Consider the following 25,060-nt stretch of genomic DNA (forward strand, 5'->3'; position numbering starts at 1 on the left):
CCGAGGGGAGACAGCTTTTTTTATGACTGATAGGCTTCTTCTTTTTTAGGAAATTCATGACGGAGAACCGGTTTTCTGGCAGCCAGCGTTTCATCCAGTCTTTTAATAACTGTCGTATGAGGCGCCTCCTGGACCGTTTCCGGGTTCTCTTCTGCCTCTTTGGCGATCGTAATCATGGCGTCTGCAAATTCATCAAGCGTTTCTTTTGCCTCGGTTTCTGTCGGTTCAAACATCATACACTCTTCTACATTGGTAGGAAAATAAATGGTAGGGGGATGATAGCCGAAATCCAGCAGCCGTTTGGCAATATCAAGCGTTCTGACCCCAAGCTGTTTCTGTCTTTTACCGGAAAGAACAAATTCATGCTTGCAGTGTCTGTTGTATGGTAGATCATAATACGGTTCGAGAAGTCTCATCAGATAGTTTGCATTCAGTACCGCGTATTCAGATACTTTACGAAGGCCCTCAGCCCCCATCGTACGGATATACGTATGCGCTCTTACATTAATGCCGAAATTTCCGTAAAAGGGTTTCACGCGTCCAATAGAGTCCGGACGTTCATAGTCCCATTTGTACGCTCCGTTCTCTTCTACAAGCAGCGGCTTGGGCAGATAGGCGATTAAATCCTTTTTCACGCCTACAGGACCGCTTCCCGGCCCGCCTCCCCCGTGTGGGCCTGTGAATGTTTTATGCAGGTTCAGGTGAACGACATCAAATCCCATATCACCCGGCCGCGCTATTCCTAAAATAGCGTTGGAGTTTGCTCCATCATAATACAGCTTGCCCCCGGCCTGGTGAATAATAGCTGCCATTTCCTGAATGTCTTCTTCAAACAGACCGAGCGTATTCGGATTTGTCAGCATTAAGGCTGCCGTATCTTCTCCGACTACCTCTTTTAAATGAGCAAGGTCCACAAGGCCGCGTTCGTCGGTTTTCACCGTCACTGAATCAAATCCGGCTACCGTAGCCGATGCTGGATTTGTTCCATGTGCAGAATCCGGGACGATGACCTTTGTTCGTTTATGATCCTCATTTGCTTCGTGGAACGCTCTAATCATCATAAGACCGGTCCATTCACCCTGTGCTCCCGCAGCAGGCTGCAGCGTTACTTCGTCCATGCCGGCTATCTCTTTAAGCTCTTCCTGCAGTTCAAACATCAGCTGCATGGCACCCTGAACCTGATAATCCGGCTGATAGGGATGAAGATGGGCAAAGCCTTTTAACCTGGCGGAATCTTCGTTCATTTTGGGGTTATATTTCATCGTACAGGACCCAAGTGGATAAAAACCGGAATCCACCCCGTGATTTCTAGTGGACAAAGCCGTATAGTGCCTCATAATCTGAAGCTCTGATACTTCGGGCAGTTCCGGACTGTCTGTACGCTGCATTTCTTCAGGCAGAATTGTATCAATATCCACATCCGGCACTTCCAGCTCCGGAAGCGAATAGCCGGTACGTCCAGCTTTACTGTATTCAAAAATCAGCTTTTGTTCTGTATTCATGCCAGCACCTCTTTCAATTCTTCCACAAAGAAATCAATCTCTGCTTTGCTGCGTTTATCCGTTACACAAAGAAGCATCTGCCCTTTTTTACCTGCCTTCGTCTGCTCCAGGTCATATCCGCCGATAATGCCGCGTTCGAATAATCCACGATTTATTTTGTCCACGGCATCCGGGAGCTGGATAACAAACTCATTAAACACAGGCTGCTCTGCTGCTATGTCTATCCCTGCCTGTTGAAGCTGTTGTTTCATATAGTGTGTTTTTTTAACGTTTTGTACAGCCATCTCTTTTACACCCTGTCTGCCCAGAGCCGTCATGGCAACAGAGGCCGCCAGCGCATTAAGTGCCTGATTGGAACAGATGTTGGATGTCGCTTTTTCTCTGCGGATATGCTGCTCTCTCGTCTGAAGGGTCAGTACAAATCCGCGGATCCCGTCTTCATCTTCCGTCTGGCCAACAAGCCGGCCCGGTACTTTACGCATTAATTTTTTTGTCGTCGTGAAATATCCGCAGTGCGGTCCCCCAAACTGGGTGGGAATGCCAAACGGCTGGGCATCGCCGGTAACGATATCGGCACCAAATGAGCCTGGTGATTTCAATACGCCCAGCGCCAGAGGATTACTGGATACGATAAATAAAGATTTATGCTGATGGATGAGCTGTTCGGCGGTCTGTAAGTCTTCCACCGAGCCGTAGAAATTAGGGTACTGCAAAATAACACCAGCTGTGTGTTCATCGATTTGTTTTTCCAGTGCTTCCATATTCGTTTTTCCATCCGTAAGCGGAATTGTTTCCACAATAATTCCGGGACCGGAAGCATAAGTTTCTATTACATGCAGCGATTCCGGGTGCACCCCTTCTGATACTAAAATTTTCCGCGATGGGCTTTTGTGCTGGCTTCCTGCCACCAGCGCCGCTTCTGCCAGTGCGGTATGGCCATCGTACATAGAGGAATTGGCAATATCCATGCCGGTTAGTTCGCATATCATTGTTTGAAACTCAAAAATTGCCTGCAGCTCTCCCTGGGAAATTTCCGGCTGGTAAGGCGTATATGCCGTGTAAAACTCTGAACGTCTGATGACGTGATCCACAATGGAAGGAATGTAATGATCATAGACCCCTGCTCCTAAAAAAGAAGGGTATGACTGAAGGTCAGCGTTTTTATCACTCAACTGCTGTAGTTCTTTCATTAATGCTGTTTCATTTAAAGGCTCGCGGAGTTTCATTTCTCCTTTGTAACGTATCTTTTCCGGAATATCGGCAAAAAGTTCTTCTGTAGTGGACACCCCTATGGTTTTAAGCATTTCCTGCTTATCGGTTTCTGTCATGGGCAAATAGCGAAAATCCATTCCTATTCCTCCTCTTTCTTATCCTTTTTTATAAAATGGGACCGGTACGACTTTTGCTTTTTTATTCTTGCCTCTAACATCCACAACGACTTCACTGCCTATCTCTGCAGCTTCCGTTTCTATTAAAACGAGACCAACATTTTCCCCAAGGGTAGGCGACTGCGTCCCGGAGGTCACAAATCCCACTTCTTGATGATCAGGGGAAAATACAGTGTAGCCGGTACGAGGTATGCCTTTATCAATCATTTCAATACCGGCAAGCTTTCGCGGAATTCCGGCATCTTTTTGCTTTTGAAGCGCTTCTTTTCCAATGAACTCCCGGGAATCCTTCAGCTTTACAGCAAAACCCATTCCCGCTTCCAGAGGAGAAATGGTATCAGAAAGTTCCTGGCCGTACAGCGGAAGCTTCGCTTCAAAACGAAGCGTGTCTCTGGCACCGAGCCCGGCCGGCAAAAGACCGTTCGAGCTGCCGGCTTCCATTATCGTCTCCCAAATCCCGGCAGCATCCTCTGCATTACAGTAAATTTCAAATCCGTCTTCTCCGGTATAGCCTGTACGGCTTGCAAGCACCCGGCACCCGGCAATTTCTGTCTTTTCAGAAAATCGGAAAGGCTTGATTTCTTTTAAATTGGTCTGGGTTAAGGCCTGGAGAATTGCTTCTGCTTCCGGTCCTTGTAAAGCAAGAAGAGCGGTATCATTTGAAATATCTTTTATTTGAACGTCGGGACCGGCATGATCTGTTAGCCAGTTGATATCTTTTGATGTATTGGCCGCATTTAGTACGAGAAAATACTTTTCTTCATTCAGCTGATAAACAAGAAGGTCATCGACCGTTCCCCCTTGTTCATTGCATAAAAAAGTGTACATTGCCTTGCCATTTTCCAGCGCAGCCGGATTGTTTGTAAGCATCGTCTGCAGAAAAGTTTCTGCGCCTTTCCCTTCGACGATGGCCTCCCCCATATGGGAAACATCAAATAATCCAGCTTTTGTTCTTACCGCTTCATGTTCTTCTTTAATACTGCTAAAACGAACCGGCAGCTCCCAGCCTCCGAAATCCGTTATTTTTGCCCCGTACTTTTCATACAGTGGGTAGAGCGGTGTTTGCAATGGCATATATATCCTCCTTCGTTTGTAAAACAAAAAGACAGAGAAACCCCTGATGCGGGGTTTCTCTGTCCTAAAACCAGAAAGTTTCATCTCTGCGTGAGACTGTCTTCGTGGGTGGCTCGTTTACCGAGCACTCTCCAGAGATTCGTCGGATAAAAGTCTGTTTGCCTGAGAGATTCACTGCTGCTGCAGTTTGCTCCTTCGGCGCCGCTTCTCTGCATGCGGGCTCTCCCTTTATCGTCATCCGTCGTTATTCACTTTTTATATGCTTGGTGCCCCGCTGATTAACGTCATGACGGAAAACCATCCAAAAACTAAAAAAGCGACTCCTGCAAAACCGACAGCAAAAAAGTTACGGCGTCTTAATTCTCTTACTACAGCGAGAGCACACAGGATTGCCACTATTAAAAGTGTTATACCTAAAGCCATGCAGTCTACCCCCTTTAATATGTACATTAGTCTATTTACATTTTTCAAATAATTATGATATTGCTTTAATTATACCGTTTGTTTTCTTATTTTGCACCTATATTTTTTTTAACGTACAATAATCAATAGACCGGCAAACGAAAGGAGTCCTCTTTATTATGGATTGGAAGCAAATACCGTTAGGCCCTCTACAAACAAATTGTTATGTGTTGTTTAATGAAAATAAAGAAGCTGTTATTTTCGATCCCGGCGGCCATGGTGATGCGCTGAATACCTGGCTGTCCGACAACAACCTTTATCCTCAAGCTGTTCTGTTAACCCATGCTCACTTTGACCACATTGGTGCTGTAGAAGATGTGAGGCAGAAATGGAACATTCCTGTTTACCTTCATGAATTGGAGCAGGATTGGCTTACAGATCCCGAAAAAAACGGGTCATCCCGCTTTCTCGGTGATGAAGCGATTAAGGCAGAACCCGCTGATGTGTTTATTACAAAAGAATCCGAACTTCACATCGGATCTTTTCATTTTACGCTGGTTTATACTCCTGGACACTCTCCAGGCAGCGTTTCTTTTTATCATAAAGAAACAGAAACGGTTTTTTCAGGAGATGTGCTGTTTGAAAACGGCATTGGTCGGACTGACCTTCCGGGGGGAGATTACGAAACGCTTATCAAAAGTATAAATGAAGGTTTAATGCCCCTTCCTGAAGAAACAGCAGTCGCCTGCGGTCATGGGAACGTTACTACAATTGGAAATGAGATGGCCTCTAATCCTTTTCTTCATGGATTTTCTTAAAGCAATACTGGAATACAAAGCAAAAAGGCTCTCGAGGAGAGCCTTTTGTTTTGGAAAAAAACGGCTTTTCTAATGAAAACCGGTTTCCATCATAAATGTAGTGTAATAAGTAAATCCTACAAAAAAGACGGTTAAGTAAATGCCAAAAATATAAACATACATTCGTTCAGATAAGTTCATGAAGCCCAATCCCAGAAAAACAGCGGTCTGCGCGAAAAAGAAAACAGACATTTGAAACATGTCCCCTACAAAGAAAAGCACTGCAAATACAGTCGTCCAAAAAGAAATCACCCGAAACATGCGATCCATTCAACATACCCCCTTTTCTTATCATTAGCGCTATTATGTATGCCCTTTAAATAAGAGTAGTTGTATATAGTATATAGCAGAAAACTTCTATTTGTAAATGCTTTCAAAGCTTTAGTTCGCTGATTCATAATAAAAGGAGTGGCTTCGTTCCTTTCCGTTCTCCAGCTGCGCTGTAATCTTGATACGTGACCTGCCGGATACCGGAGCGGTAGAGTCCACCACCGCCATTGCTTCCGGAAAAATATATTCTTGTTTTCCCTCCTGCTTTCCATCCTGATACCATTTCTTTTCTGCATTTTGAAGCGTCCATTCCAGCCTGATACTTTGTTCATGAAGCACAGCATTTTGTTTGTGTATGGCATAGCTTCCGACCATGAGCAGGGCCAGCCCGGCACAGAGCGCACATACGGCTGCAGCTATCGGCATCATTCCTCCCTTTTGATCCAGCCTCCATCCCTCCCTATAACCGACAGGCGGAATCCTGCAGCCGTCTCCCACGTACGTCCATTTTTTTCTGTTACTGTAATATAAGCACCGTAGTCTCTTGGCTCCACGTGAAAGGTTTCCACGTTCTGGAGAACAATTTCAAATCCTTCATTGTTTTTTCTCCGTACAATCCGGTCCTCCCGCTGCTCGTAAAGACGTTCATCTGCCGGCTCTTTTATGACCAGGCGGCTGTCTTCTATTTCTAATTCATGCGCGTAGTCAAAATCTGTTTTAAGCTGTTGAAAAAACATCGGAATGTCCTGCCTTCCTTTTATCAAATCATTTGAAAATACTCCTATGAATGGGATAATCAGCACAACCACAATAAGCGTTATTGCCAGAGACAGTACTGTTTCAATAAGAGTAAAACCTGACTCTTTATCCGTGTACATATAAACATTTTTCCGCAGTTCGTTTATTTTGCGCCTCCCATTCTACACAAACCGTTGTTCCGCCCTTTTCCTTAGAGCTGTGTACAGAATATATGCCCTGTCGTCTATTTAATTGATAGGGCTGTTTCGTGACATCTGCTGTGTTTACGAGCCAGGCTTCTTCTTCCAGAACGGCCAGCGCTTTCTGCTCTTCCTGCACCGAACGTATTTCTATAGAAGCGGTGGTATACAAAGGAAGCACAAACAGCCCGGCAAAAAGTATTAAAGCAAGGGCCCCGGTAGATTCAAGCAGCGTAAACCCCTCATCCCATTGGTTCAATATAAAACCTCCCGCTGCCGAGAAGAAAAACAAGCCTGTATCGTTGATTTGGTGTATCAATTGTTAAAGTTCCCGGCCGGCGGATATTGCCGTTTGCCGTAAAAACGACATCTGATTCTTTTAGACTGGCACTTTCTACAGACACCCCTTTCGGCATTTTTTTTGATTCTACAGCTGATGAATGAAAGGGCTTAATACTATAGGATCCGAGGCTGGAGTTAAACAAGAACTGGGTTACCTCTTCGTGGGAATACGCGTAGTGCTGGGCAAACAACAAATCTTCTTCAAGCGTATGCAGAAACCGCTCGATTTCTTTTTCCTGGTAAAACGTATAAAGGCTGTGAATGGGCCAGGCCGTGAATATGACGAGCATTAACAGCACAATAAGCATTTCAGTCAGCGTATGCCCTTTTTCATTAAAACCTGCTGCCATTAAGACCCTTTGCGTACTTTCCCGTTTTCCAGAACGAGCGTCGATTCATCCGGGCAGGTTATTCTATCGACATATTCTGCCTGCTGAAGTTCGCTGAGGGAAGACGGGGCTTTATTATACTCCACAGCGTATGCGGCCGCCTGGGATTCCAGCAGTTTAATCGTGGCGTCGCAGCCTTTATTCTGCGCCACTCCGTTATTGGTAACCACATTGGGGATGGCTATTAATAAAAGGACGGTAATAATCAACAGGACAATAAGCATTTCCACCATCGTAAATCCTGATTCTTTCCTATTTCTTTTTCTCATGCGCCGTTTCTCCTTTGAATAATAATTTTTAACAGGGCTTCAATATTTTCTTCCTGAATCTGCTCAAGTTTTGTTACCTTTTCCTGCAGTATGATAAATTCTTCTTCTGCAAATGGTACTTTTTCTGATATAACCGGCATCTGCCTGCCTCCTTTTTAAATAGCGTTCATTAGTTCAAACATAGGTAAAAATACAGCGAGAAATAAGCTGAGCACAATAAAACCAACAGCCGAAAATAAAACAGGCTGAAAAATCATTACCGCTTTTTTGACCTTTTCTTCAAGAAGATGCAGAAGCCTTTCACTATAAAACGATAAATGACTTCCCAACTTACCGGAGGCCTGGCCGTGGGCTATAACAAATTTCATCTCTTCCTGGAATACGTTTAGTGCTTCCAATGCATCGGCTAACGGCTGGCCTTCCCTAAGGCGCTCTTTCAGCGCATGTCCCTGTTCCTGAAAAAATAAAAAATGATCCTGTTTTTCAAACACAAGGCAGGCATTATGTATAGACAGTCCTCCTTTCAACAGACTACTCATTTGAAATGAAAAATACTGGGTAAGAAATAATCTAATGTAAGAGGAAAATAGAGGAATCCGCATGAGAAGTTCTACTTTTTTCGTTGGGGAAATCCGCCTGAAGTAAACAGCCCACCAAAGCATCAGCACTATCCCTCCTGCGATAGGAGGAATAAGCAGATAAGGCGCATAGCGGACGCCTATAAACACTGCATTCGTAAATAGGGGCAGCTCTACATGCAGGGAAGTGAACAATTGTTCAAATTGGGGGAAAAGATATTGCAGCATCACAAATCCAATCATAAAAAGAATCCAAATTAACAGCAGAGGATACATCGACATTTTCTTTAGTTCGTGCAGAACGCCAAGTCTTCTCGCATAGTGTCTGCCGGCATCTTCGAGTCCCCGGTTAAGCGTGCCCGACTGCTCCGAAAAATAAACAAATGCGGTAACGTCAGCCGGGAAATGAAGCGGAGCCAGCAGATCATGAAAGGAACTTCCTTTTTTTAATTCTTCTATCATCCATTCCACTTTTTCTTTAATATGCTGCGGCTGTTCCCACGTAAGCAGATGAAGGGCTTGATCAAGGGTATATCCATTTGTGAGCAGTTCTCCGCATTTTTCCAGAAAAGATGCTTTTTCTTTCTTTTTCCACTTATCTTTCACTGGTTTCCTCCTTTTCGAGGAAATAGTGAGCCGGCAGCAGTTGAAAAGCCGCTGCTTTTGTTAATTGACGGCGGTAAGCCGGGTTGGATTGATGGGAAGAACGGAGAGGGTTCTGAAGAGCTTCTTTCAGGCTGGAGCCCGTTAACATGTCATAGACGGGGAATCTGGAGGCATGCTGATGGTTCGAGCATAACGGTGAGCAGGGAGCCGGGGAACACCAGCTGCAATAACGAAGCATGAGCTGCTGGGTAGATACTGCAAGCAGCGTTTCCGTGAGGTCAAGGCTGGAACAACCAAAGTCATAAAACCGCTGCAGCGCACTGACCGGTGATTTAGCATGCATCGTAGTCAGTACCAAATGTCCTGTCAATGCAGCACGTATGGCGAGGCGGGCTGTTTCCGCATCACGGATTTCTCCTACCATAATAACGTCCGGGTCCTGGCGCATCGAGGCTTTTAATAATTCGGTATAGGTCAGTCCGGCTTTTGTATTGACGCTCATTTGGATGTAAGCATCGTTTTTTATTTCTACCGGGTCTTCTATACTGATAACCCTTACACGTTTTTTTATTTCATTCATTAACGTATACAAAGAGGTGGTTTTTCCTGATCCTGTAGGACCTGTTAGTACAATCATACCGTTGGATTTGTTCATAAGGGAGGTAAATACTTTTCTAATGTGGGAGTCAAATGACAAATACTGCATCGTCTGACCGGCCGTTTGAGGTAAAATGCGAATCGAGAGGCTTTCTTTAAACTGTGATGGAATCGTAGAAAATCGTAGATGAACGGGCGGTGAAGTATAGCGGATAAATATAGAGCCGTTTTGGGGACGTCTTTGTTCTCCTATATCCATGCCCGCTCTAAACTTAAAATGGGCTGTCAACCTGTCGGATTGACGCGATGAAATAGCGTGACTGAAATAAAGCATTCCTTTAACCCGAAAATAAACAGCCGTTTCCTTGTCTTTCGGATGAAAGTGAATATCTGAGGCATGCAGCGCCAGCGCTTTATCTATCAGCAGCCTGCTTTGTTTTTCAATATCCTGCAATCACTGATTCACCTGCTTTCCTGTAGAATATTATTAGTGTACTCTATCTAATAGAATTTGAAAAGCTTTCGAACTAAATAAATTCTATTTTTTTACTTTTTAACACATCTTTATACCTAATATTCATCTGCTGTTTCTAAAAAGACGGCCATTCTCCGTTGTGTGAACGGAAAACAGCCGCATTGCTTTTACATTTTATTTTGCACAGACTCCAACTTTCTTTTCATCTGCTTTCCTTCTTTATCTCGGCGGTCATCAATTCGAATATTGGTAGAAACCCGCTGCGCTCCTCTTTTGAATGGAATTTCATGAATTTCTTCTATAATTGCCAGAAGATCTTTCATGTCTCCTTCAATCAATGTACTCATTGGTGTCAGCTGAACATCGATTTTATCTGTGTGCTGATTCAGTACTTTCTCAATTTCTGCCACGTCTTCGCTCATTCCTGTGTCTTTTCCAATTGGTACTACTGTAATATCAATAATTGCCATAGTATCCCCTCTCTTTTTTCTGTAGAAGTTGATAAGCCAGAACAGCAGCTCTGATATGTTGTTCTGCCGGCTCCGCACACGCTATCTGCTTTTGAGTCCAGTAGGACATGCGCAGAAACCATTTGTGCCATAGACTCGTGCTGGCTTTGTAGAGCCAGGTATAGCCAGCAAAGGCAAAAGCTGCATTCAGCCAGGCACTTACTGCCGCTGCTGTGGATAGTCCTAACAGACCCCACAAAACACCTGTACACATAACAAAACCTGCAAAATAGAAAATCACTGCATTGGTTGAACAATAGCGGTTTGTTATAACTGCTTCTTTTATTCCATTAACGTTTTGAATTGTTTTTAAACCTGTATAAGAAAAAACTTTGTGTTCCGCCCCATGATATTGTCTCCACTCTTTCGGAAAAATAAAATGGGAGCCGAAAAAAAGGAGTACAGCTGTATAAAAAGGAAGTCCTGCTATCTCCCACCCTCCAACGCTTATCCCGCCTGCCGCTCTTATACCAAGCAGAAGTACCAGTAAAAATAAGCCTGCTTTGTAACCAGCAGGCAGGGACTGGAGTAAGATCCAGCTTATTTTACACATGTTTATTTTCGTTTTGTTTAACGCATACACATTCTGCCGTCCCTGGTGCTGGATACAAATGCTTATGTGCTGCTTCCCGAAAAACATAACGCCTTTTTGAAAAGAAAGGCCTTTCATCAGGGTGTCTCCTCCGTCTGTACAAATTGTTCCGTTACCCAGTAATCCCCGTCCATATCGTCCGTTTCTTCAAATACCGGATCAAAAAAGCGAAGGTCTTCCGTATTCATTTCCTCATGCTCTTTCCATGTATGCAGATAGGTAATAACTGCTTCTTCGGCTTCGGTATTGTTCAGAACAACTTCAATACTGCCGTCATTACCGTATGTTTCGTAGTCATCTGCCTGGTTGGGAAACGTAAATAAAACTCCATCTTCTTTTATTTCCCCTGTATCTTCAAAGATCATTTCCTCACTATGCCGAAGTGTTATTACTGCTTCACCTATTTCGCTGCCGGCCAGCGCTTCTCCATGTCGGTCCAGAAAAGTAACGCCTATGTAATCCGTGCCTGTAATGCCGTCATCCGGCGAAGCCTGCCAGCTCCACTCCGCCTCTAATAAAGTGCGTTCGTCTTCTTCTGTAAGCTGTGGAGTCCAGTTGACGCTCTCGCTGAGTTCTTCATTTGTTATGGACTCTGTCTGATTAAGATAATACATACCGCTGGCAAACATAAATACTGTAAGAATAAGCGGAAGTATAACAACTAGTTTGTTGCTTCTAAACATACGCGGCTCCTTTCTGCAGATACAAAGAAAAAGGCTCCTTGGAAAACCGGAGCCCTGTTTTTAGTCCTGATACATAAATTTAGCTCCTGCAATGCCAGGGTTGGTCATCTCTTTGGCATTCAGTATTTCATCGAGCTCTTCTTCAGAAAGAATTCCTCTCTCCAGGCAGATCTCCCTTACGCTCCGCCCGGTTTCAATGGCCTCTTTAGCAATTCTTGAGGCAGCTTCGTAACCGACATGCGGGTTGATAGCTGTAATAATCCCTACACTTTTCTCTACCAGGTCTTTATTATGCTCGGTGTTTGCTGTGATTCCATCTACGGCGAACTCTTTAAATACTTCCAGTCCATTCTGCAGGATCGATAAAGACTGCAGCAGATTAAAAACGAGCACTGGCTCCATTACATTTAACTCCAGCTGGCCGGCTTCGGAAGCCAGACTGATTGTGTGATCATTTCCGATAACCTGGAAGGATATCTGATTAATGACTTCACACATGACCGGGTTTACTTTCCCGGGCATAATAGAAGAGCCGGGCTGACGAGACGGCAGGTTAATTTCATTAAATCCGGTCCGCGGCCCCGAACTCATTAACCGAAGATCGTTGGCAATTTTGGATAAGTTTATCGCATGCACTTTCAACGCAGCCGAAAGTTCCGTATACGCATCCGTATTCTGTGTCGCATCAACAAGATTTTCCGCACTGAAAAATGGCATATCGGTAAGGTTAACAAGATGCTTGGCTGCCCGGACAATGTATTCTGGTTTTGCATTCAAACCGGTACCTACTGCCGTAGCCCCCAGATTAATTTCATACAAATGCTCTACGGCCCGTTTAATACGTCTTAAATCACGGCCCAGTACTCTTCTGTAAGCGCCGAACTCCTGGCCAAGTCTAATAGGAACAGCATCCTGCAGATGTGTTCGTCCCATTTTTATAACATCATCGAACTCTTTTTCTTTGATCTCCATTGCCGAAATTAACTCTGCCAGCGACTCCTCCAGCCCTTTTGACAGGTGCAGCGAGGCAATATGAATCGCTGTAGGGAAAGCATCATTCGTAGACTGGGCCATGTTCACATGCGTATTAGGACTTACCATAAGGTACTGTCCTTTTTCACCGCCCAGAATTTCAATTGCCCGGTTGGCAATTACTTCATTGGCATTCATATTAAATGACGTGCCGGCACCACCCTGAATGGCGTCAACAATGAATTGATCATTAAATCTGCCTTCTATTACTTCATCTGCTGCCTGTACAATGGCTTCGGATATGTTTTCACGCAGGACACCAACTTCGGTGTTGGCAAGGGCGGCCGCTTTTTTTACATATCCAAATGCTTTAATTAATTCCGGATGCGGCGGATAGCCGGTAATAGGGAAATTTTCCTTAGCACGTATCGTTTGGATGCCGTAATATGCTTCTGCCGGTACCTGCTTTTCACCTAAAAAATCTCTTTCCGTCCTGAATTCAGTCATTTTTTTACTCCCTTTATTTTAGTTTTTCTCCAAATAATGATCCCATAAGTGCTACAGCAGCCTCTGCCGTCTTGTTTCTTTCGTCCAGGATCGGGTTCACCTCAACAAACTCTGCACTTGTAATGATATCAGCTTCTGCCAGAATTTCCATCGCTAAATGGCTTTCCCGGTAACTCATTCCCCCGGGAACCGGCGTGCCGACTCCTGGAGCATCATGCGGATCAAGGCCATCCAGGTCCAGACTCAGATGGACTCCATCGCATTCGCCCACATGCCGAATCGTTCTGTCCATCACTTCTGCCAGGCCGAGGCGGTCTACTTCATGCATTGTAAACACAAGCATTCCGGTTTCTGAAATATAGTCTTTTTCTCCGTCATCCAAATCTCTTGCCCCAATAATAACAACATGTTCCGGCTTTATTTTTGTTCCGTTCTGATGAATATTCACCAAGTCTTCATGGCCCCTGCCAAGAGATACCGCAAGCGGCATACCGTGAATATTTCCGGAAGGGGAAGTTTCTGCTGTATTTAAATCTCCGTGGGCATCGTACCAAATAACCCCCATTTTCTCAAAATGAGCAGCAGCGCCTGCGATACTGCCAATGGCAATACTGTGATCTCCCCCTAAAATTAAAGGGAAACGGGAGTTCATTAAAATGCGGGAAACCCGCTCTGCTAATTTTTCACTCGTATTCCGCACTTCAGTAAAATTTGTAAGGTTTTCTTCTTCCGGTGCTTGGGCACCGGCCGTGTTCGATACTTCTATATTACCAGCATCTTCGATGTCGCACCCGATTTTTCTGAGCCTTTCTACAATTCCTGCATATCGTATGGCACTGGGGCCCATATCGACGCCTCTTCGACTTTGTCCTAAGTCCATAGGCACGCCGAGCATCGTAATCTGCTTTTTCATATGTATTCCCTCATCTCTTTCTGAAATGTTGCTATTTTCACTTTAACTAAATGTTTTTTTGGCCAGCCAGGCGGCACCGATTACTCCCGCATCATTTCCAAGGGAAGCGGTTGAAAATTCCACGCTGTCTCTGACTCTTTCAAGTGCATACGTATCAAAATGAGAACGAAGCGCCTGCAGCAGACTTTCTCCAGCAGCGGAAACTCCACCGCCGATTATAAATTTTTCCGGATTTAGTACGTTTCCTATATTGGCTGCGGCAAGGCCGAGATAATGCAGCGATTCATGTATAGAAGCCCGGGCTGCCTCATCACCGGCTGCGGCAAACTCAAATAATTCTTTCGTCGTAAGTTCTTTTCCCTGCGCCAGATGTTCTGCAAGAACAGAAGTGGGGTTCTCTGCCGCTGCTGCTTTCGCAAGCCTTACCATTCCCGTTGCGGAAGAAACGGTTTCCAGGCAGCCGGTTTTGCCGCAGTTGCACGGAGCCCCGCCCTCGGCAATAACGGTCACATGCCCTATTTCCCCAGCCATTCCCTTTGTACCGTGGATGATCTCTCCGTTAATGATGATACCCCCGCCGACACCGGTGCCAAGCGTTAGAAAAATCACGTCATCGGCACCGCTTCCGGCGCCCTGCCAATATTCTCCAGCAGCTGCCAGGTTGGCATCGTTATCTACTACAACCGGAATTCCTAATGCTTCCGATAGTTCATCTGCGATAGGATATTTTTTCCACCCGACATTGACAGCCAGATCGATAATTCCGTGTTCCATGTCAATGAAACCTGGGACTCCAACACCGGCTGCTGTGCAGTCTTTTTTATCGATACCTGCCTTTTCCAGATGTTTTTCTGCAGATGCAGCGATATCCTGAACAATAAAGCTGCCGGCGTCCGCTTTATTTGTTGGAATGGACCATTTATCCACCATTTTTCCTTCCGTTGTAAATACAGCCATTTTTACCGTTGTACCGCCAACATCAATGCCAATAAGGTACGTTTTATTCATTCCTGTCTGCCCCTTTTTTGCTGCTCTATTTGCTTTTCACTTGAGATAATTCGTTTTGCCTGCAGGTAAGCTGTTTTATCTACCATGCCCTGCTGATAAAATTCAGTGAATTCCTGATCCATCATGTCCAGATCCACCATCCGGTCTCTCGTATAGATGATCGTTCCTCTATTAATGAGCCATTTCCTCACATCTGCTATTGTTTTCATATTCTCGCTGAACAAGCTCAAACCCTTCTTTCTTAGGAAATCTCTTCCAGCCTCTCTTCGACCAGATCAAAATCCAATTCCTCTTCCGGCGGGCGCTCCCCCTCGGTTCTTCTTGCTTCAGTAAGGGCTTTCTCCGCTTGTTCCGGCTGGGAAAGCTCTATATACGTTAAGGCCAGATTATAGTGAGCTTCGGCGAAATCCGGTTCAAGTTCAATCGTCTGCTCAAAATAACGGCCTGCCTCTTCATAATTTTCTAAATAGGATTCTGTATATCCTAGTAAAAATATGGTCTGGACGTCTTCCGTATCACTATTTTCCCGGGTATTCAAAAGAAGGTTTCTGGCTTCCTCATATTCTCCGTCTTCCGCAAGGTCTCTTGCCATCTGCTGGTCCATCATAGCTGATCCGGCTTTGTTTTCGTTGGTCATTCCAAACCAATACAATCCCATCGTCAGGACTGCTGTTCCTACTAAAAGGGGAAGCTGTGTTTTTCTGCGGCCGCTGTTAGGAAGATGCACCGCTCCCGCTGCAAGAAATCCACCGATTAACCCACCGATATGGGCACCATTATCTATAGCGGGTACTGCAAATCCAAACCCAAGGTTAATCGCAAGAATAATCAGCACGTTAAATCCCATCGTCCGGAAAAACAGTTTCTTATGAATCCATCCAAAATAAAGCAGGGCTCCAAAGCATCCGAAAATAGCGCCGGATGCTCCGGCCGACACTTGCTCATTAAAAGAAAAACTGGCAAGCGAACCTACTGCAGCTGCAGCTGTATAAATAAACAAAAAGCGCCGGGTGCCGAAAATTCGTTCCACAGCCCCTCCAAGGTAGAACAGCGCTAGCGAATTCATAAATAAGTGGAGAAAACCAATATGAAGAAAAGCAGCAGACAAGAGTCTCCACCACTCCCCGTCCATAATTGCCGGGTTGTATTTCGCACCATAGTCAATCAACGTAGCCATGTTCATACTGCCTCCGGCCTGTTCAAGCAGGAAAAACATGATAAAAATCGAAGCCAGCAGGGCATAAGTAAGCAGCGGTTTCCCATACAAAAAAAGGCTGCGCTCTTTGGTTTCGATTTCTTCCTGCTGCCTTTCCACTTCTTCCCGGTAGCCGCGGGTCCGGGCTTTTAGCTCCTCTTCTGGTTCTTCTACATTCCAGATGGACCGTTCTTCTTCCCAGCCTGACTCTTTTTTTAATATAATCGACAGGACGCTGCCCGGAAGATCGGCAATCTTTCGTTCTCCGTCGTTTGATAACAGAAAGGACTGCTCAAACACTTTCGAATCCAGCATAGCTTTACAAGGGGCGTCCATATCAACAGGCGGATAGGATGTGATATATACATTATAAAATAGGATTTTCCTTGTTCCCAGCGCTTTTTTGATCGCCGGTGCTGCCTTTTCCGCCTCCTCCTGGTCTTTTTCAAGGCGGTTGAACCAGTCGTACTCGACGCGGGCTACACGTACAAGCACGGTGCCTTCTGCTGTTTCCTTTTCAAGCCATATCTGCTTTTTATCTTTGCTTTTTTCAAAAACCCTGAAACGTTCATGAACGACTAATCGATGAATAAATTTCCAGTATATGTGCGTTTGCAGGGCAATATTCATGATAGCTATCCTCCTGGGTTTATCCGGCTGATAATCGAACGGGCTGCTTCCTCGAAATGCTCATATTCTGCAAGCGGAGGCTTCCCTTCCTGCCGAGGTTCTTTTCTTGTGTTTAAGTAAATGCATTCCATGCCCGCTTCCATCGATGCTTGTACATCAAGCGGCCACGAGTCCCCCACATAGAGACTTCTGGAAGGCTGGCTATTAGTTTTTTCAAGTACTTCCGTAAATATTTCGCTGTTTGGTTTTTTAATTCCCAGCTCTGCTGAAATATGCACTCGTTCCTGCGGGATATACTTTTCAACATGAAGCGCTTTCCATTTATTCAGCTGTGTCTCTTTGTTTCCGTTCGTTATAATTCCTAAATGAACATCCGCCTGGTGCAGCTCTTCAAAAAGTTCTTTCAAACCCTCGTAAGGTTCAACGAATTTGGCTACTTCTCTTTCATACTGGTCATGGAAAAGCATCGCTTCTTCTTTATTCATTTCAATATTGTAGCAGTTCATCGTTTGGGTAAAACGCTCCACCCGATACTGTTCGTAGGTTAATATATCCTGTTCCATTTCTGTCCAAAGCTTGTCGCAGTAATATTTAAACGTGGTAAACCATTCTTTCTCATCTATATGCCCCATCGCCGCATCGGGATGGTATCTGTTTTGAAATGTATAAATAATTGATTTCTCAAATGCCAGTTCATGACTGTATAACGTGTTATCCAAATCAAAAAAAATGCTTTCCCACCTCATAATTGCCCCCTCTTTGCTTCTCTATTATAGCAGGGGTTTCCGCTATTTTCGACTTTTGGCATCTATCGTATAAGCCAAAAGATCAGCAGACACAGTCCGCCGCCGGTTACTGTACAAATCGTATTCACTACTTCATTATCCGCCCATTTCCATCCCCCGGCTTTTAACGTGCCGAGACCGCAGTGCGATTGTTTTTCAGTTAAGATTCCGCACCGTCGGCATCGATAGGTCACTTGAAAAAAAGCGCCCGCCCCGGTGTCCGCCAGGTTGCCGGCAAATCCTGCTGCAGCAACGATCACCGCTGTTGCATAAATGGAAGAAAATGATGATGAAAATAAATAAGCTGCCGCACTTCCTAAAAAAGCTGCTCCCAGCAATGCAGCAGCTGTTCCCGGAGCTGTTACGGCCCCAGACGTTCCTGGGGGCACCTCCTGCCCTCCCGGAAAAAGGTACGCCCGGCTGTTCGAGCGGCTCCCCCACTCAGAGGCCCATGTATCTGAAGCCGCCGCTGCCAGAGATCCCGCGAAAGCGGCAATCCACAGCTCGCTGCCGGTAAACCAATAAAGCAGAGCACTGACAGCTGCTGCACCTCCATTGGCCAATACCTGTGCGGTCCGCCTTGCTCCTTCTCCTGCATTAATTTCCTCCGCTTCCTGATTATCCGGAAGAAAAGAAAACAAAGAAGAGGTAACAAAAAAAAGCAGCAGCAGTGAAAATCCCTGCCAGCCTAAGCCAAACCAAATTACGCTGCCGAGTAAAGCCGCTGTGCAAGCCCCGCCAGCCGTTAATGCGGCTGCTTTATATGCAGCCGCGGCACCGCCAAATATGAAAAGATATGCCGTGATCATTTGTAAATAACGCCCTTTTCCGTAATGACCGCCTGTACGGGTATATCATGCGCTTCTCTTGGAACGTGCTCGATCAGCTGATAGTCAAAAGCAAGAGAACACGTATACGTTCGGCAGTTCTCCAAAAATCGGTCGTAATAACCACCACCGAATCCAACGCGGTACCCTTCCCGGTCAAAAACCATTCCCGGAACTATAATCAGATCAAAGTTATTTTTATTCCATTCCTCTTTTCCATGCGGTTTTGGTTCCATAATTCCCGCAAAGCCTTCCTCTAAATCATGGAAGGAATCAATGCTGTAAAAATGAAGGGAGCGGTGCATGGGATCCACCTTAGGTACCGCTATCTGTTTATGCTGTTTCCATGCCTTTTCAATGATGGGCTTTGTGTCGATTTCCCTGCCTGTCGCTAATGTGACTGCTATTTTATCCGCTTGTTTCCAAATATCAGAAGTAAATAAATATTCATACACCTGATGCTGCATTGTTTTATGTAGAACCGGGGTCAGTGTGTTGGAATGCTGGTGCATTTTTTCTCTTAATTTCCTTTTATCGTTCATTGCTGCCTCCTTGACGTTACGGATTCAAATTTCATTATATCGCGCATTCACCATAAAGGCTGAGATCTTTTTTTCCAAAAAAAATAAGCAGAGGAGATAATCTCCTTCTGCTTATTTTGTTTCGCGGTGGATCGTATGCTTTCTTAAACGCGGGCTGTATTTTTTCATTTCAATACGCTCTGGGTTTGTGCGCTTGTTTTTAGAAGTCATGTAATTACGATCTCCTGTTTCCGTGCAGGCCAGGGTAACTTGTACTCTCATAACAATATCCCTCCCCTTTCTTTATCTTCAATCATACTTAACAATGATAGCAAATCCCATCTTGTCTATCAAGTGTTTTTTCTTTTCAGCACTTCCATTTTCCATATTAAATTTCAGCATGAAGCTTATTCGTCTGTTTCTTCTGTTGTTTCTTCTTCTCCCTGCTGTTCAATCACTTCTTCGTTCTCGGCATCTACTTCCGGCCGTTCTTCTTTAAGTTCGAAGTAGGCATCCATCGCCTCGCGTGCGATAGTATTCGCTACGCCATTGCGGCCGCCGTTTTCTGCCAAATACGTATAGGGCACGATAACCGCAATGGCTACTTCAGGGTTGTCATACGGCGCATATCCAACAAAAGCCTGGTTTACCGCATTCTCCACGAGCTCGCCTGAACTTTCGCTTCTAACCGTCACCTGTGCAGTTCCCGTCTTTCCGGCTGCTTGGTAAGGCGCATCGCCAAAGTAGCTGCGGGCGGTTCCACTGGATCCTTCCACGACCTCAAGCATCCCTTCCTGGGCCATTTCTATATACTCGTCGTCAACGCTTAATTTATTCATTATTGAAGGCTGTATCTGCTGGGAGATAGCTCCCATATTGCTTTTGTCCGGATCGGATCGGCGCACTTCTTTTACAAAATGAGGCTCAATCCGATACCCGTCATTGGCAATTGTAGCTACATACTGAGCAAGCTGCATCGGCGTATACGTATCAAACTGGCCGAAGCTCAGGTAAAGAAGATTTCCCGGATCTCCGTATCCTCCGGAAATCCCGGCTGATTCCGATGGAAGGTCAATACCTGTTTCTGTGCCAAGGCCGAATTGATTGTAATAATACCGCAACGTATCATAAGCTTCCTGCACGTTACCCGTATCAAATGAACCTCCGCGCTCATAATTGGCCAGTCTCATCGCAATCTCTGACATGTAAATATTGGAAGACTGCTCCAAAGCTCCAAGGTAATTAACATTCCCAATACTGTCAGACGCTGAACTGATCGAAGAGGTTCCCGGGAGATTAATTGGTGTATCATTAATATACGTATCCGGCGTTACTGCGCCTTCCTGAAGACCTGCCAGCACTGTGGCCATTTTAACGGTTGATCCCATTTCAAACGAACTGCTGACAGTCCCCACCTGATCCCGGTAGCCGGAGGCAGCAAGTACTTCTCCCGTACTTGGTTCAATCATAACTGCATAGGCGTCTTCCTCGTTTACGAAGTTGCCGGACTGCCCGCCTACTTGTTCATCTACAATCGTTTCCAAGTCCTGCTGCAGCGCCATATCTACGGACAACACCAGGTCATTGCCCCGTCGTCCCGTCGTTTCTGCACCATTACCTGCAGCTTCCTCTGAGTTCAGCAGCTCTCCTTTTACCCCGCGGAGCGCACTTTCGTATTCTTCTTCCAGAAAGCTTGTTCCAACCAGATCGGAGCGATCGTAGCCGAGAGCCAGGTATTCATCAATTGTTTCACGAGGGATGGAGCCAACAGAACCGAAAAAGCCGGGAAATGACTCATCAAACACATACTGCCTGTTCGAATCTCTTAGTAAATCCACTCCCGGCAGTTCTTCAAGGCGTACGCTTACTTCATGCGCTTCTTCTCTCGTTAAATTTTCTTTTACTCTTTGCGGTGAATCATTATACCCGGATATCATTTCCCGCCATACTGCCACGGTTTCAAGCTCTGTCCCTTGAATATCATTTAACTGTTCATCCGTAATTCTTTCCAGCTGCAGGTCATAAGGATCTTCTCCATCTTCTCCTGCTGCTGCCATTTCTTCTTCGGAGAGAAGAGCTTCCGCTTCTTCTTCCCGTGTAAGAAGCCAGTAGTCTCTTAAGTCTCTATCCGTAATTCCCTCTGTATCCATTTCCAGATATCCGCTCAGCTTTTCAGCAATATCCAATCTTTCTTCATCAGATACGCTTGATGAGTTCGTATATGTAAGTGAGAGAATTAACTGATTGTCTACAGCGATTTCGCCGTTTCTGTCATACATCACTCCACGAGGCGCATCAATTCTTGTTACAGGTTCGCTCGCTTCTTCCAGATCTTGTTCAAAGCTGTCCCCTTGTACGATTTGTATAAATCCCAACCTTAATATTAGTGCAGAAAAAAGTATAAACACTGCGAAAAAAAGCACATTCAATCGTCTAGGAAGATGACTTTTTCTGGTTTTTCTTGATGCCACTGCAATCCCTCTTTCTTTGATACGGACTCGTACGATTTGGACCTTTAGTGTCCGGGCGCGTACCCTGATTTTACCATACTCTACGTACGATAAAAAGAAAGCAGATGGTTCATCTTTTTCAAAAGAAAAGGTAATGACAAAAAAAGACACCGATTATCATTTATCGATAATCGGTGTCTGCTTTAACTTATTAAGGCTGTATTGCTGCATCCTGCAAAATAAATTAATTATTTAGCTTCTGAATAACGCTTTTCTACTTCATTCCAGTTAATGATGTTCCAGAATGCATCAATATATTCAGGACGACGGTTCTGGTATTTAAGGTAGTATGCATGCTCCCATACATCCAAACCTAAGATAGGCGTTTTGCCTTCCATGATTGGGGAATCCTGGTTAGCTGTGCTCATAATCTCAAGCTCTCCGCCGGATAGTACGAGCCATGCCCAGCCGGATCCAAAGCGGCCGGTTGCTGCAGCTGCGAACTCTTCCTGAAATTTCTCAAAGCTGCCAAACTTGCTTTCAATTGCACTTGCAAGATCTCCGCTTGGCTTGCCGCCGCCATCCGGGCTTAGGATCTGCCAGAAGAATGTATGGTTGGCATGGCCGCCGCCGTTATTTCTAACTGCTGTACGGATATTTTCAGGAATGGAATTAAGGTCTCTAATAAGGTCTTCTACATCTTTACCTGCAAGATCGTCATGACCTTCCAATGCTGCATTAAGTTTTGTTACGTAAGTGTTGTGATGCTTGTCGTGATGAATCTGCATCGTTGTTGCGTCTACATGAGGCTCTAGTGCGTTTTCTGCGTAAGGTAGTTTAGGTAATTCGTAATTTGACAATTAAATCTCCTCCTTGGAATGTAAACGTGTAATAAAAATCAAAAAATATAGCTTTCAGCTATACAACATAAATAAATGTAACAAAACAGTGACAAATTTACAATCAATATGCTGTTTCTGCCATTTATTTCTATTGTAGACACTAATCTCTATACCCAGCCCTATTATTCTTTAAACTAAAGAAAACACAAAAAAGCACACAGATGTGTGCTTTGAATAATTGTAATGGTGGACCCTGTAGGACTCGAACCTACGACCGGACGGTTATGAGCCGTCTGCTCTAACCAACTGAGCTAAGGGTCCTTCACATGGGGCGGCTGATGGGAATCGAACCCACGAATGCCGGAACCACAATCCGGTGCGTTAACCACTTCGCCACAACCGCCATGTAAGTATTCTTTTTTTAATATGGTAGCGGCGGAGGGAGTCGAACCCCCGACCTCACGGGTATGAACCGTACGCTCTAGCCAGCTGAGCTACACCGCCATATGGCTCCACAGGCAGGATTCGAACCTGCGACCGATCGGTTAACAGCCGATAGCTCTACCACTGAGCTACTGTGGAATATCCTGTTACTATGTATAAACGTCTTCTAACAGCGACATTTATCATAATACCACGATAATAATAGAACGTCAATGCTTATTTTTTAATAACAGATCAGGTAAAAATAAGATATAGAAAGTAAATACCGTTTCCTACGAGCAGCACGCCTTTCAGCACAACACTCACTAGAAAACCAACCAAAGAACCGGTTCCAACCCGGCCCAGCTTCTGCCACGATTTTTCCCCGGAGATGATTTCACCAATAACCGCTCCTACAATTGCACCGATTAACACGCCTACAATTGGAATGATAAAGGGACCGACAATTAAACCAATGATACTTCCCCACGTGGCCGCTTTCGATCCACCGGTCCGTTCTATTCCATAATACTGCACCGCATAATCAATAATAAACAGCAGCGCTGCAATAATAATCTGGCTTATCCAGAACCAGGCGGTAAGCGTACCGAACCCTTCGGCTGCAGCAATCAAAACAACGGCTGCAATAAAGAAAATCCCGCCGGGAACAATCGGGTAAATTAATGCGATCAGGGCAAGTGCATAAGCCATAAAGGCCAGCGCATAAAAAATATAGTCCATTTTTTTCCTCCTTTTAAAAACGTCCGCTGCCTTTGAAAGGTCAGCGGACGAAATCATTTGGTTATATCATACGATATTAATCGCGTTCATGTAAAACGGCTTCAGCAATATTTACACTGTGATCGCCGATTCTTTCCAGGTTGCTGATAATATCTACAAAAACAATACCAGCTGATCCGGAGCAGCGACCTTCGTTCACACGTAAAATGTGCTTTTTACGAAGCTTACGTTCCATTTTATCGATTTGTTCCTCGAATTTGATAACCTCTCTGGCACTCTCATGTGCTTCTTCCATGTTGTCATTTTCCAGTGAACTAATGGCTTTCTGGAGAGTTTTAATCGTTAAGTCAAACATCTCTTCCATATCCTGGTAGGCATCTTCTGACATCGTTACTTTGTTTGTCATCTGATAATCCACAAGTTCCATCACGTTTTCCATATGATCGCCTACACGCTCAATATCCCGTACTGTATCCATAAGCATTGAATGCAGCTTGGAATTTTCATCCGAGAGCGAACGCTGGGAAATCAAAATCAGATAATCCGTTATTTTTCGGTCCAGGTTGTTAATTGCTTCTTCAAACTGCACCGTAAGTTCTGCATGGCGTTTATGATTTGTTTTCAAATACTTATGGGATTCTATTAATCCCTTTTCAGCAAATTCAGCCATCCGCATTGTCTCCGCTTTTGCCTGTCCGAGTGCCACCCCCGGCGAGCGCTGGATAAAGGAAGGATCCAAATGCTGTGCTTTGTATTCAATTTCTGTGTCTTTTCCTGGAATCAGCTTGGTCACAATAATTGCAAGTACTGCGACAAAAGGCAGCTGAATGATTGTATTCGACACGTTAAAGATACCGTGGGCAAACGCAATAGTCATAGGTGCATTCAGGTTCAGGGCATTCTGAATGCCTCCTATCATGGCGGTATACGGCACAATTAAGATAATAACGATCGTTGCTCCGATTACATTAAAGATAACGTGTGTCAGTGCTGCGCGTTTCGCTGCAAGAGAAGCACCTAGAGACGCGAGAACCGCAGTAATCGTCGTTCCAATATTATCACCGAACAATACTGGCATAGCAGCAGCAAGCTCTATAGCTCCCTGGTCATAAAGCTCCTGGAGCAGTCCGATAGAAGCAGAGGAGCTTTGCACGGCAACGGTAAATACGGTACCGATTAACACACCAAGCAGTGGATTCTCACTTACGCTTACCGTAAGCTCACGAAAAGCTGGCAGTCCTTCAAGCGGCTCTACTCCATCTCCCATTAGAGAAAGGCCGAAGAAAAGCGCTCCAAATCCAAAAACAGCCTGACCGATATTGTTCATTTTTTTATTTTTAAAGAAGAAAATTAATACGGTTCCTATGAAAATAATAGGCAGGGCATAATCTTCAATTTTGATACCAATAATAAAGGCTGTAACTGTCGTACCAATGTTCGCGCCCATAATAACACCGATCGCCTGGGAAAGCGTCATAAAACCGGCGTTTACCAGCCCGATCGTCAGCACTGTTGTTCCTGTGCTCGTTTGTATAAGTATAGTTACAACAATTCCGGCCACTACACCCATAACCGGATTACTCGTAAATTTGTCGAGAATATCCCTTAATTTATCCCCGGCAATCTTCTGCAGGCCATCCCCTAAATATTTAATACCAAATAGGAAAATACCTAATCCCCCAAAAAAAGTAAATAGTATCGTTTGAAGATCCAACACCCTCATCCCTTCGTTTTAAAAATTCCCCTAAGACAAACCTTCATCAGCGTACTTGTTT

30 protein-coding genes, 4 tRNA genes and 1 riboswitch are annotated in these 25,060 nt (G+C 44.8%); of the genes, 1 reads left to right on the top strand and 33 read right to left on the bottom strand.

Annotated elements, in window-relative coordinates; genetic code table 11:
• Window positions 1-20: 20 nt before the first annotated feature.
• The 4 genes from gcvPB to AC5W2J_RS06725 form a co-directional block, all read right to left on the bottom strand.
• Window positions 21-1,502, bottom strand: coding sequence for an aminomethyl-transferring glycine dehydrogenase subunit GcvPB (gene gcvPB / locus AC5W2J_RS06710; RefSeq protein WP_496058709.1), 1,482 nt, complete (start codon window positions 1,500-1,502; stop codon window positions 21-23).
• Complete coding sequence (gene gcvPA, locus AC5W2J_RS06715; protein ID WP_496058710.1) at window positions 1,499-2,851, bottom strand: aminomethyl-transferring glycine dehydrogenase subunit GcvPA; 1,353 nt, start codon at window positions 2,849-2,851, stop codon at window positions 1,499-1,501. Before gcvPA ends, gcvPB begins: the two co-directional genes overlap by 4 nt.
• An 18-nt stretch (window positions 2,852-2,869) precedes the next feature.
• Window positions 2,870-3,964, bottom strand: coding sequence for a glycine cleavage system aminomethyltransferase GcvT (gene gcvT, locus AC5W2J_RS06720; RefSeq protein ID WP_496058711.1), 1,095 nt, complete (start codon window positions 3,962-3,964; stop codon window positions 2,870-2,872).
• 140 nt (window positions 3,965-4,104) lie between these two features.
• Window positions 4,105-4,202, bottom strand: a riboswitch (glycine riboswitch).
• A 17-nt stretch (window positions 4,203-4,219) separates the two neighbouring features.
• On the bottom strand, window positions 4,220-4,387 hold the full coding sequence (locus AC5W2J_RS06725) for a DUF2759 domain-containing protein (RefSeq protein WP_496058712.1): 168 nt from the start codon (window positions 4,385-4,387) through the stop codon (window positions 4,220-4,222).
• A 158-nt stretch (window positions 4,388-4,545) separates the two neighbouring features.
• Between AC5W2J_RS06725 and AC5W2J_RS06730 the strand changes: the two genes are divergently transcribed.
• Window positions 4,546-5,184, top strand: a complete 639-nt coding sequence (locus tag AC5W2J_RS06730) for an MBL fold metallo-hydrolase (RefSeq protein ID WP_496058713.1) — start codon at window positions 4,546-4,548, stop codon at window positions 5,182-5,184.
• A 69-nt stretch (window positions 5,185-5,253) separates the two neighbouring features.
• Here the strand turns inward: AC5W2J_RS06730 and AC5W2J_RS06735 are convergent, their stop codons facing one another.
• The 29 genes from AC5W2J_RS06735 to AC5W2J_RS06875 all read right to left on the bottom strand — a co-directional run bounded on the left by AC5W2J_RS06735 (window position 5,254) and on the right by AC5W2J_RS06875 (window position 24,999).
• Window positions 5,254-5,493, bottom strand: coding sequence for a DUF2626 family protein (locus AC5W2J_RS06735; RefSeq protein WP_496058714.1), 240 nt, complete (start codon window positions 5,491-5,493; stop codon window positions 5,254-5,256).
• 111 nt (window positions 5,494-5,604) lie between these two features.
• Entirely contained in the window at window positions 5,605-5,922 is a 318-nt protein-coding gene (locus tag AC5W2J_RS06740) for a hypothetical protein (protein WP_496058715.1), read from the bottom strand.
• On the bottom strand, window positions 5,919-6,371 hold the full coding sequence (locus AC5W2J_RS06745; RefSeq protein ID WP_496058716.1) for a competence type IV pilus minor pilin ComGF: 453 nt from the start codon (window positions 6,369-6,371) through the stop codon (window positions 5,919-5,921). The genes AC5W2J_RS06740 and AC5W2J_RS06745 overlap by 4 nt, the downstream gene beginning before the upstream one ends.
• A complete protein-coding gene (locus tag AC5W2J_RS06750; protein ID WP_496058717.1) occupies window positions 6,358-6,690 on the bottom strand; it encodes a hypothetical protein in 333 nt (110 codons plus the stop codon). Before AC5W2J_RS06750 ends, AC5W2J_RS06745 begins: the two co-directional genes overlap by 14 nt.
• Window positions 6,674-7,123, bottom strand: a complete 450-nt coding sequence (gene comGD / locus AC5W2J_RS06755; protein WP_496058718.1) for a competence type IV pilus minor pilin ComGD — start codon at window positions 7,121-7,123, stop codon at window positions 6,674-6,676. Before comGD ends, AC5W2J_RS06750 begins: the two co-directional genes overlap by 17 nt.
• Window positions 7,123-7,431: a competence type IV pilus major pilin ComGC gene (gene comGC, locus AC5W2J_RS06760; RefSeq protein WP_496058719.1), complete on the bottom strand. Its 309-nt coding sequence runs from the start codon at window positions 7,429-7,431 to the stop codon at window positions 7,123-7,125. The genes comGD and comGC overlap by 1 nt, the downstream gene beginning before the upstream one ends.
• A complete protein-coding gene (locus AC5W2J_RS06765; protein WP_496058720.1) occupies window positions 7,428-7,571 on the bottom strand; it encodes a hypothetical protein in 144 nt (47 codons plus the stop codon). Before AC5W2J_RS06765 ends, comGC begins: the two co-directional genes overlap by 4 nt.
• A 15-nt stretch (window positions 7,572-7,586) precedes the next feature.
• On the bottom strand, window positions 7,587-8,615 hold the full coding sequence (gene comGB / locus AC5W2J_RS06770) for a competence type IV pilus assembly protein ComGB (protein WP_496058721.1): 1,029 nt from the start codon (window positions 8,613-8,615) through the stop codon (window positions 7,587-7,589).
• Window positions 8,605-9,666 carry a competence type IV pilus ATPase ComGA gene (gene comGA / locus AC5W2J_RS06775; protein WP_496058722.1) on the bottom strand — a complete coding sequence of 354 codons (1,062 nt, stop codon included), beginning with the start codon at window positions 9,664-9,666 and terminating at the stop codon, window positions 8,605-8,607. Before comGA ends, comGB begins: the two co-directional genes overlap by 11 nt.
• A gap of 188 nt (window positions 9,667-9,854) precedes the next feature.
• Window positions 9,855-10,157, bottom strand: coding sequence for an MTH1187 family thiamine-binding protein (locus AC5W2J_RS06780; RefSeq protein WP_496058723.1), 303 nt, complete (start codon window positions 10,155-10,157; stop codon window positions 9,855-9,857).
• On the bottom strand, window positions 10,144-10,866 hold the full coding sequence (locus AC5W2J_RS06785) for a DUF1385 domain-containing protein (RefSeq protein WP_496058724.1): 723 nt from the start codon (window positions 10,864-10,866) through the stop codon (window positions 10,144-10,146). The genes AC5W2J_RS06780 and AC5W2J_RS06785 overlap by 14 nt, the downstream gene beginning before the upstream one ends.
• Complete coding sequence (locus AC5W2J_RS06790) at window positions 10,866-11,471, bottom strand: hypothetical protein (RefSeq protein ID WP_496058725.1); 606 nt, start codon at window positions 11,469-11,471, stop codon at window positions 10,866-10,868. Before AC5W2J_RS06790 ends, AC5W2J_RS06785 begins: the two co-directional genes overlap by 1 nt.
• Window positions 11,472-11,531: 60 nt before the next feature.
• Window positions 11,532-12,950, bottom strand: coding sequence for an aspartate ammonia-lyase (gene aspA, locus AC5W2J_RS06795; protein WP_496058726.1), 1,419 nt, complete (start codon window positions 12,948-12,950; stop codon window positions 11,532-11,534).
• A 13-nt stretch (window positions 12,951-12,963) separates the two neighbouring features.
• The gene (gene rocF / locus AC5W2J_RS06800) at window positions 12,964-13,863 is read right to left on the bottom strand and encodes an arginase (RefSeq protein WP_496058727.1); all 900 of its coding nucleotides are present in this window, start codon (window positions 13,861-13,863) and stop codon (window positions 12,964-12,966) included.
• A gap of 42 nt (window positions 13,864-13,905) precedes the next feature.
• Complete coding sequence (locus AC5W2J_RS06805) at window positions 13,906-14,871, bottom strand: ROK family glucokinase (RefSeq protein WP_496058728.1); 966 nt, start codon at window positions 14,869-14,871, stop codon at window positions 13,906-13,908.
• On the bottom strand, window positions 14,868-15,080 hold the full coding sequence (locus AC5W2J_RS06810) for a YqgQ family protein (RefSeq protein WP_496058729.1): 213 nt from the start codon (window positions 15,078-15,080) through the stop codon (window positions 14,868-14,870). The genes AC5W2J_RS06805 and AC5W2J_RS06810 overlap by 4 nt, the downstream gene beginning before the upstream one ends.
• A gap of 32 nt (window positions 15,081-15,112) precedes the next feature.
• A complete protein-coding gene (locus tag AC5W2J_RS06815) occupies window positions 15,113-16,696 on the bottom strand; it encodes a rhomboid family intramembrane serine protease (RefSeq protein ID WP_496058730.1) in 1,584 nt (527 codons plus the stop codon).
• Window positions 16,697-16,701: 5 nt separating this feature from the next.
• Window positions 16,702-17,442, bottom strand: a complete 741-nt coding sequence (locus AC5W2J_RS06820; RefSeq protein ID WP_496058731.1) for an HAD family hydrolase — start codon at window positions 17,440-17,442, stop codon at window positions 16,702-16,704.
• 62 nt (window positions 17,443-17,504) lie between these two features.
• On the bottom strand, window positions 17,505-18,290 hold the full coding sequence (locus tag AC5W2J_RS06825; protein WP_496058732.1) for a DUF92 domain-containing protein: 786 nt from the start codon (window positions 18,288-18,290) through the stop codon (window positions 17,505-17,507).
• Window positions 18,287-18,850: a 5-formyltetrahydrofolate cyclo-ligase gene (locus tag AC5W2J_RS06830; protein WP_496058733.1), complete on the bottom strand. Its 564-nt coding sequence runs from the start codon at window positions 18,848-18,850 to the stop codon at window positions 18,287-18,289. The genes AC5W2J_RS06825 and AC5W2J_RS06830 overlap by 4 nt, the downstream gene beginning before the upstream one ends.
• A gap of 111 nt (window positions 18,851-18,961) precedes the next feature.
• Window positions 18,962-19,111 (bottom strand): 50S ribosomal protein L33, encoded by a 150-nt coding sequence (rpmG, locus tag AC5W2J_RS06835; RefSeq protein WP_120193388.1) that lies wholly within the window; start codon window positions 19,109-19,111, stop codon window positions 18,962-18,964.
• A 125-nt stretch (window positions 19,112-19,236) separates the two neighbouring features.
• Window positions 19,237-21,204: a peptidoglycan D,D-transpeptidase FtsI family protein gene (locus AC5W2J_RS06840; protein WP_496058734.1), complete on the bottom strand. Its 1,968-nt coding sequence runs from the start codon at window positions 21,202-21,204 to the stop codon at window positions 19,237-19,239.
• Between the two features lie 323 nt (window positions 21,205-21,527).
• Complete coding sequence (locus AC5W2J_RS06845; protein ID WP_496058735.1) at window positions 21,528-22,139, bottom strand: superoxide dismutase; 612 nt, start codon at window positions 22,137-22,139, stop codon at window positions 21,528-21,530.
• A 226-nt stretch (window positions 22,140-22,365) separates the two neighbouring features.
• Window positions 22,366-22,442, bottom strand: a tRNA-Ile gene (locus AC5W2J_RS06850).
• Window positions 22,443-22,448: 6 nt separating this feature from the next.
• Window positions 22,449-22,524: transfer RNA gene (locus tag AC5W2J_RS06855), tRNA-His, on the bottom strand.
• 24 nt (window positions 22,525-22,548) lie between these two features.
• Window positions 22,549-22,625, bottom strand: a tRNA-Met gene (locus AC5W2J_RS06860).
• 3 nt (window positions 22,626-22,628) lie between these two features.
• A tRNA-Asn gene (locus tag AC5W2J_RS06865) sits at window positions 22,629-22,703 on the bottom strand.
• Between the two features lie 96 nt (window positions 22,704-22,799).
• Window positions 22,800-23,285 carry a DUF456 domain-containing protein gene (locus tag AC5W2J_RS06870; protein WP_496058736.1) on the bottom strand — a complete coding sequence of 162 codons (486 nt, stop codon included), beginning with the start codon at window positions 23,283-23,285 and terminating at the stop codon, window positions 22,800-22,802.
• Window positions 23,286-23,361: 76 nt separating this feature from the next.
• Window positions 23,362-24,999, bottom strand: a complete 1,638-nt coding sequence (locus AC5W2J_RS06875; RefSeq protein WP_496058737.1) for a Na/Pi cotransporter family protein — start codon at window positions 24,997-24,999, stop codon at window positions 23,362-23,364.
• Window positions 25,000-25,060: the final 61 nt, after the last annotated feature.

Source organism: Sinobaca sp. SA16-1, assembly GCF_059510515.1.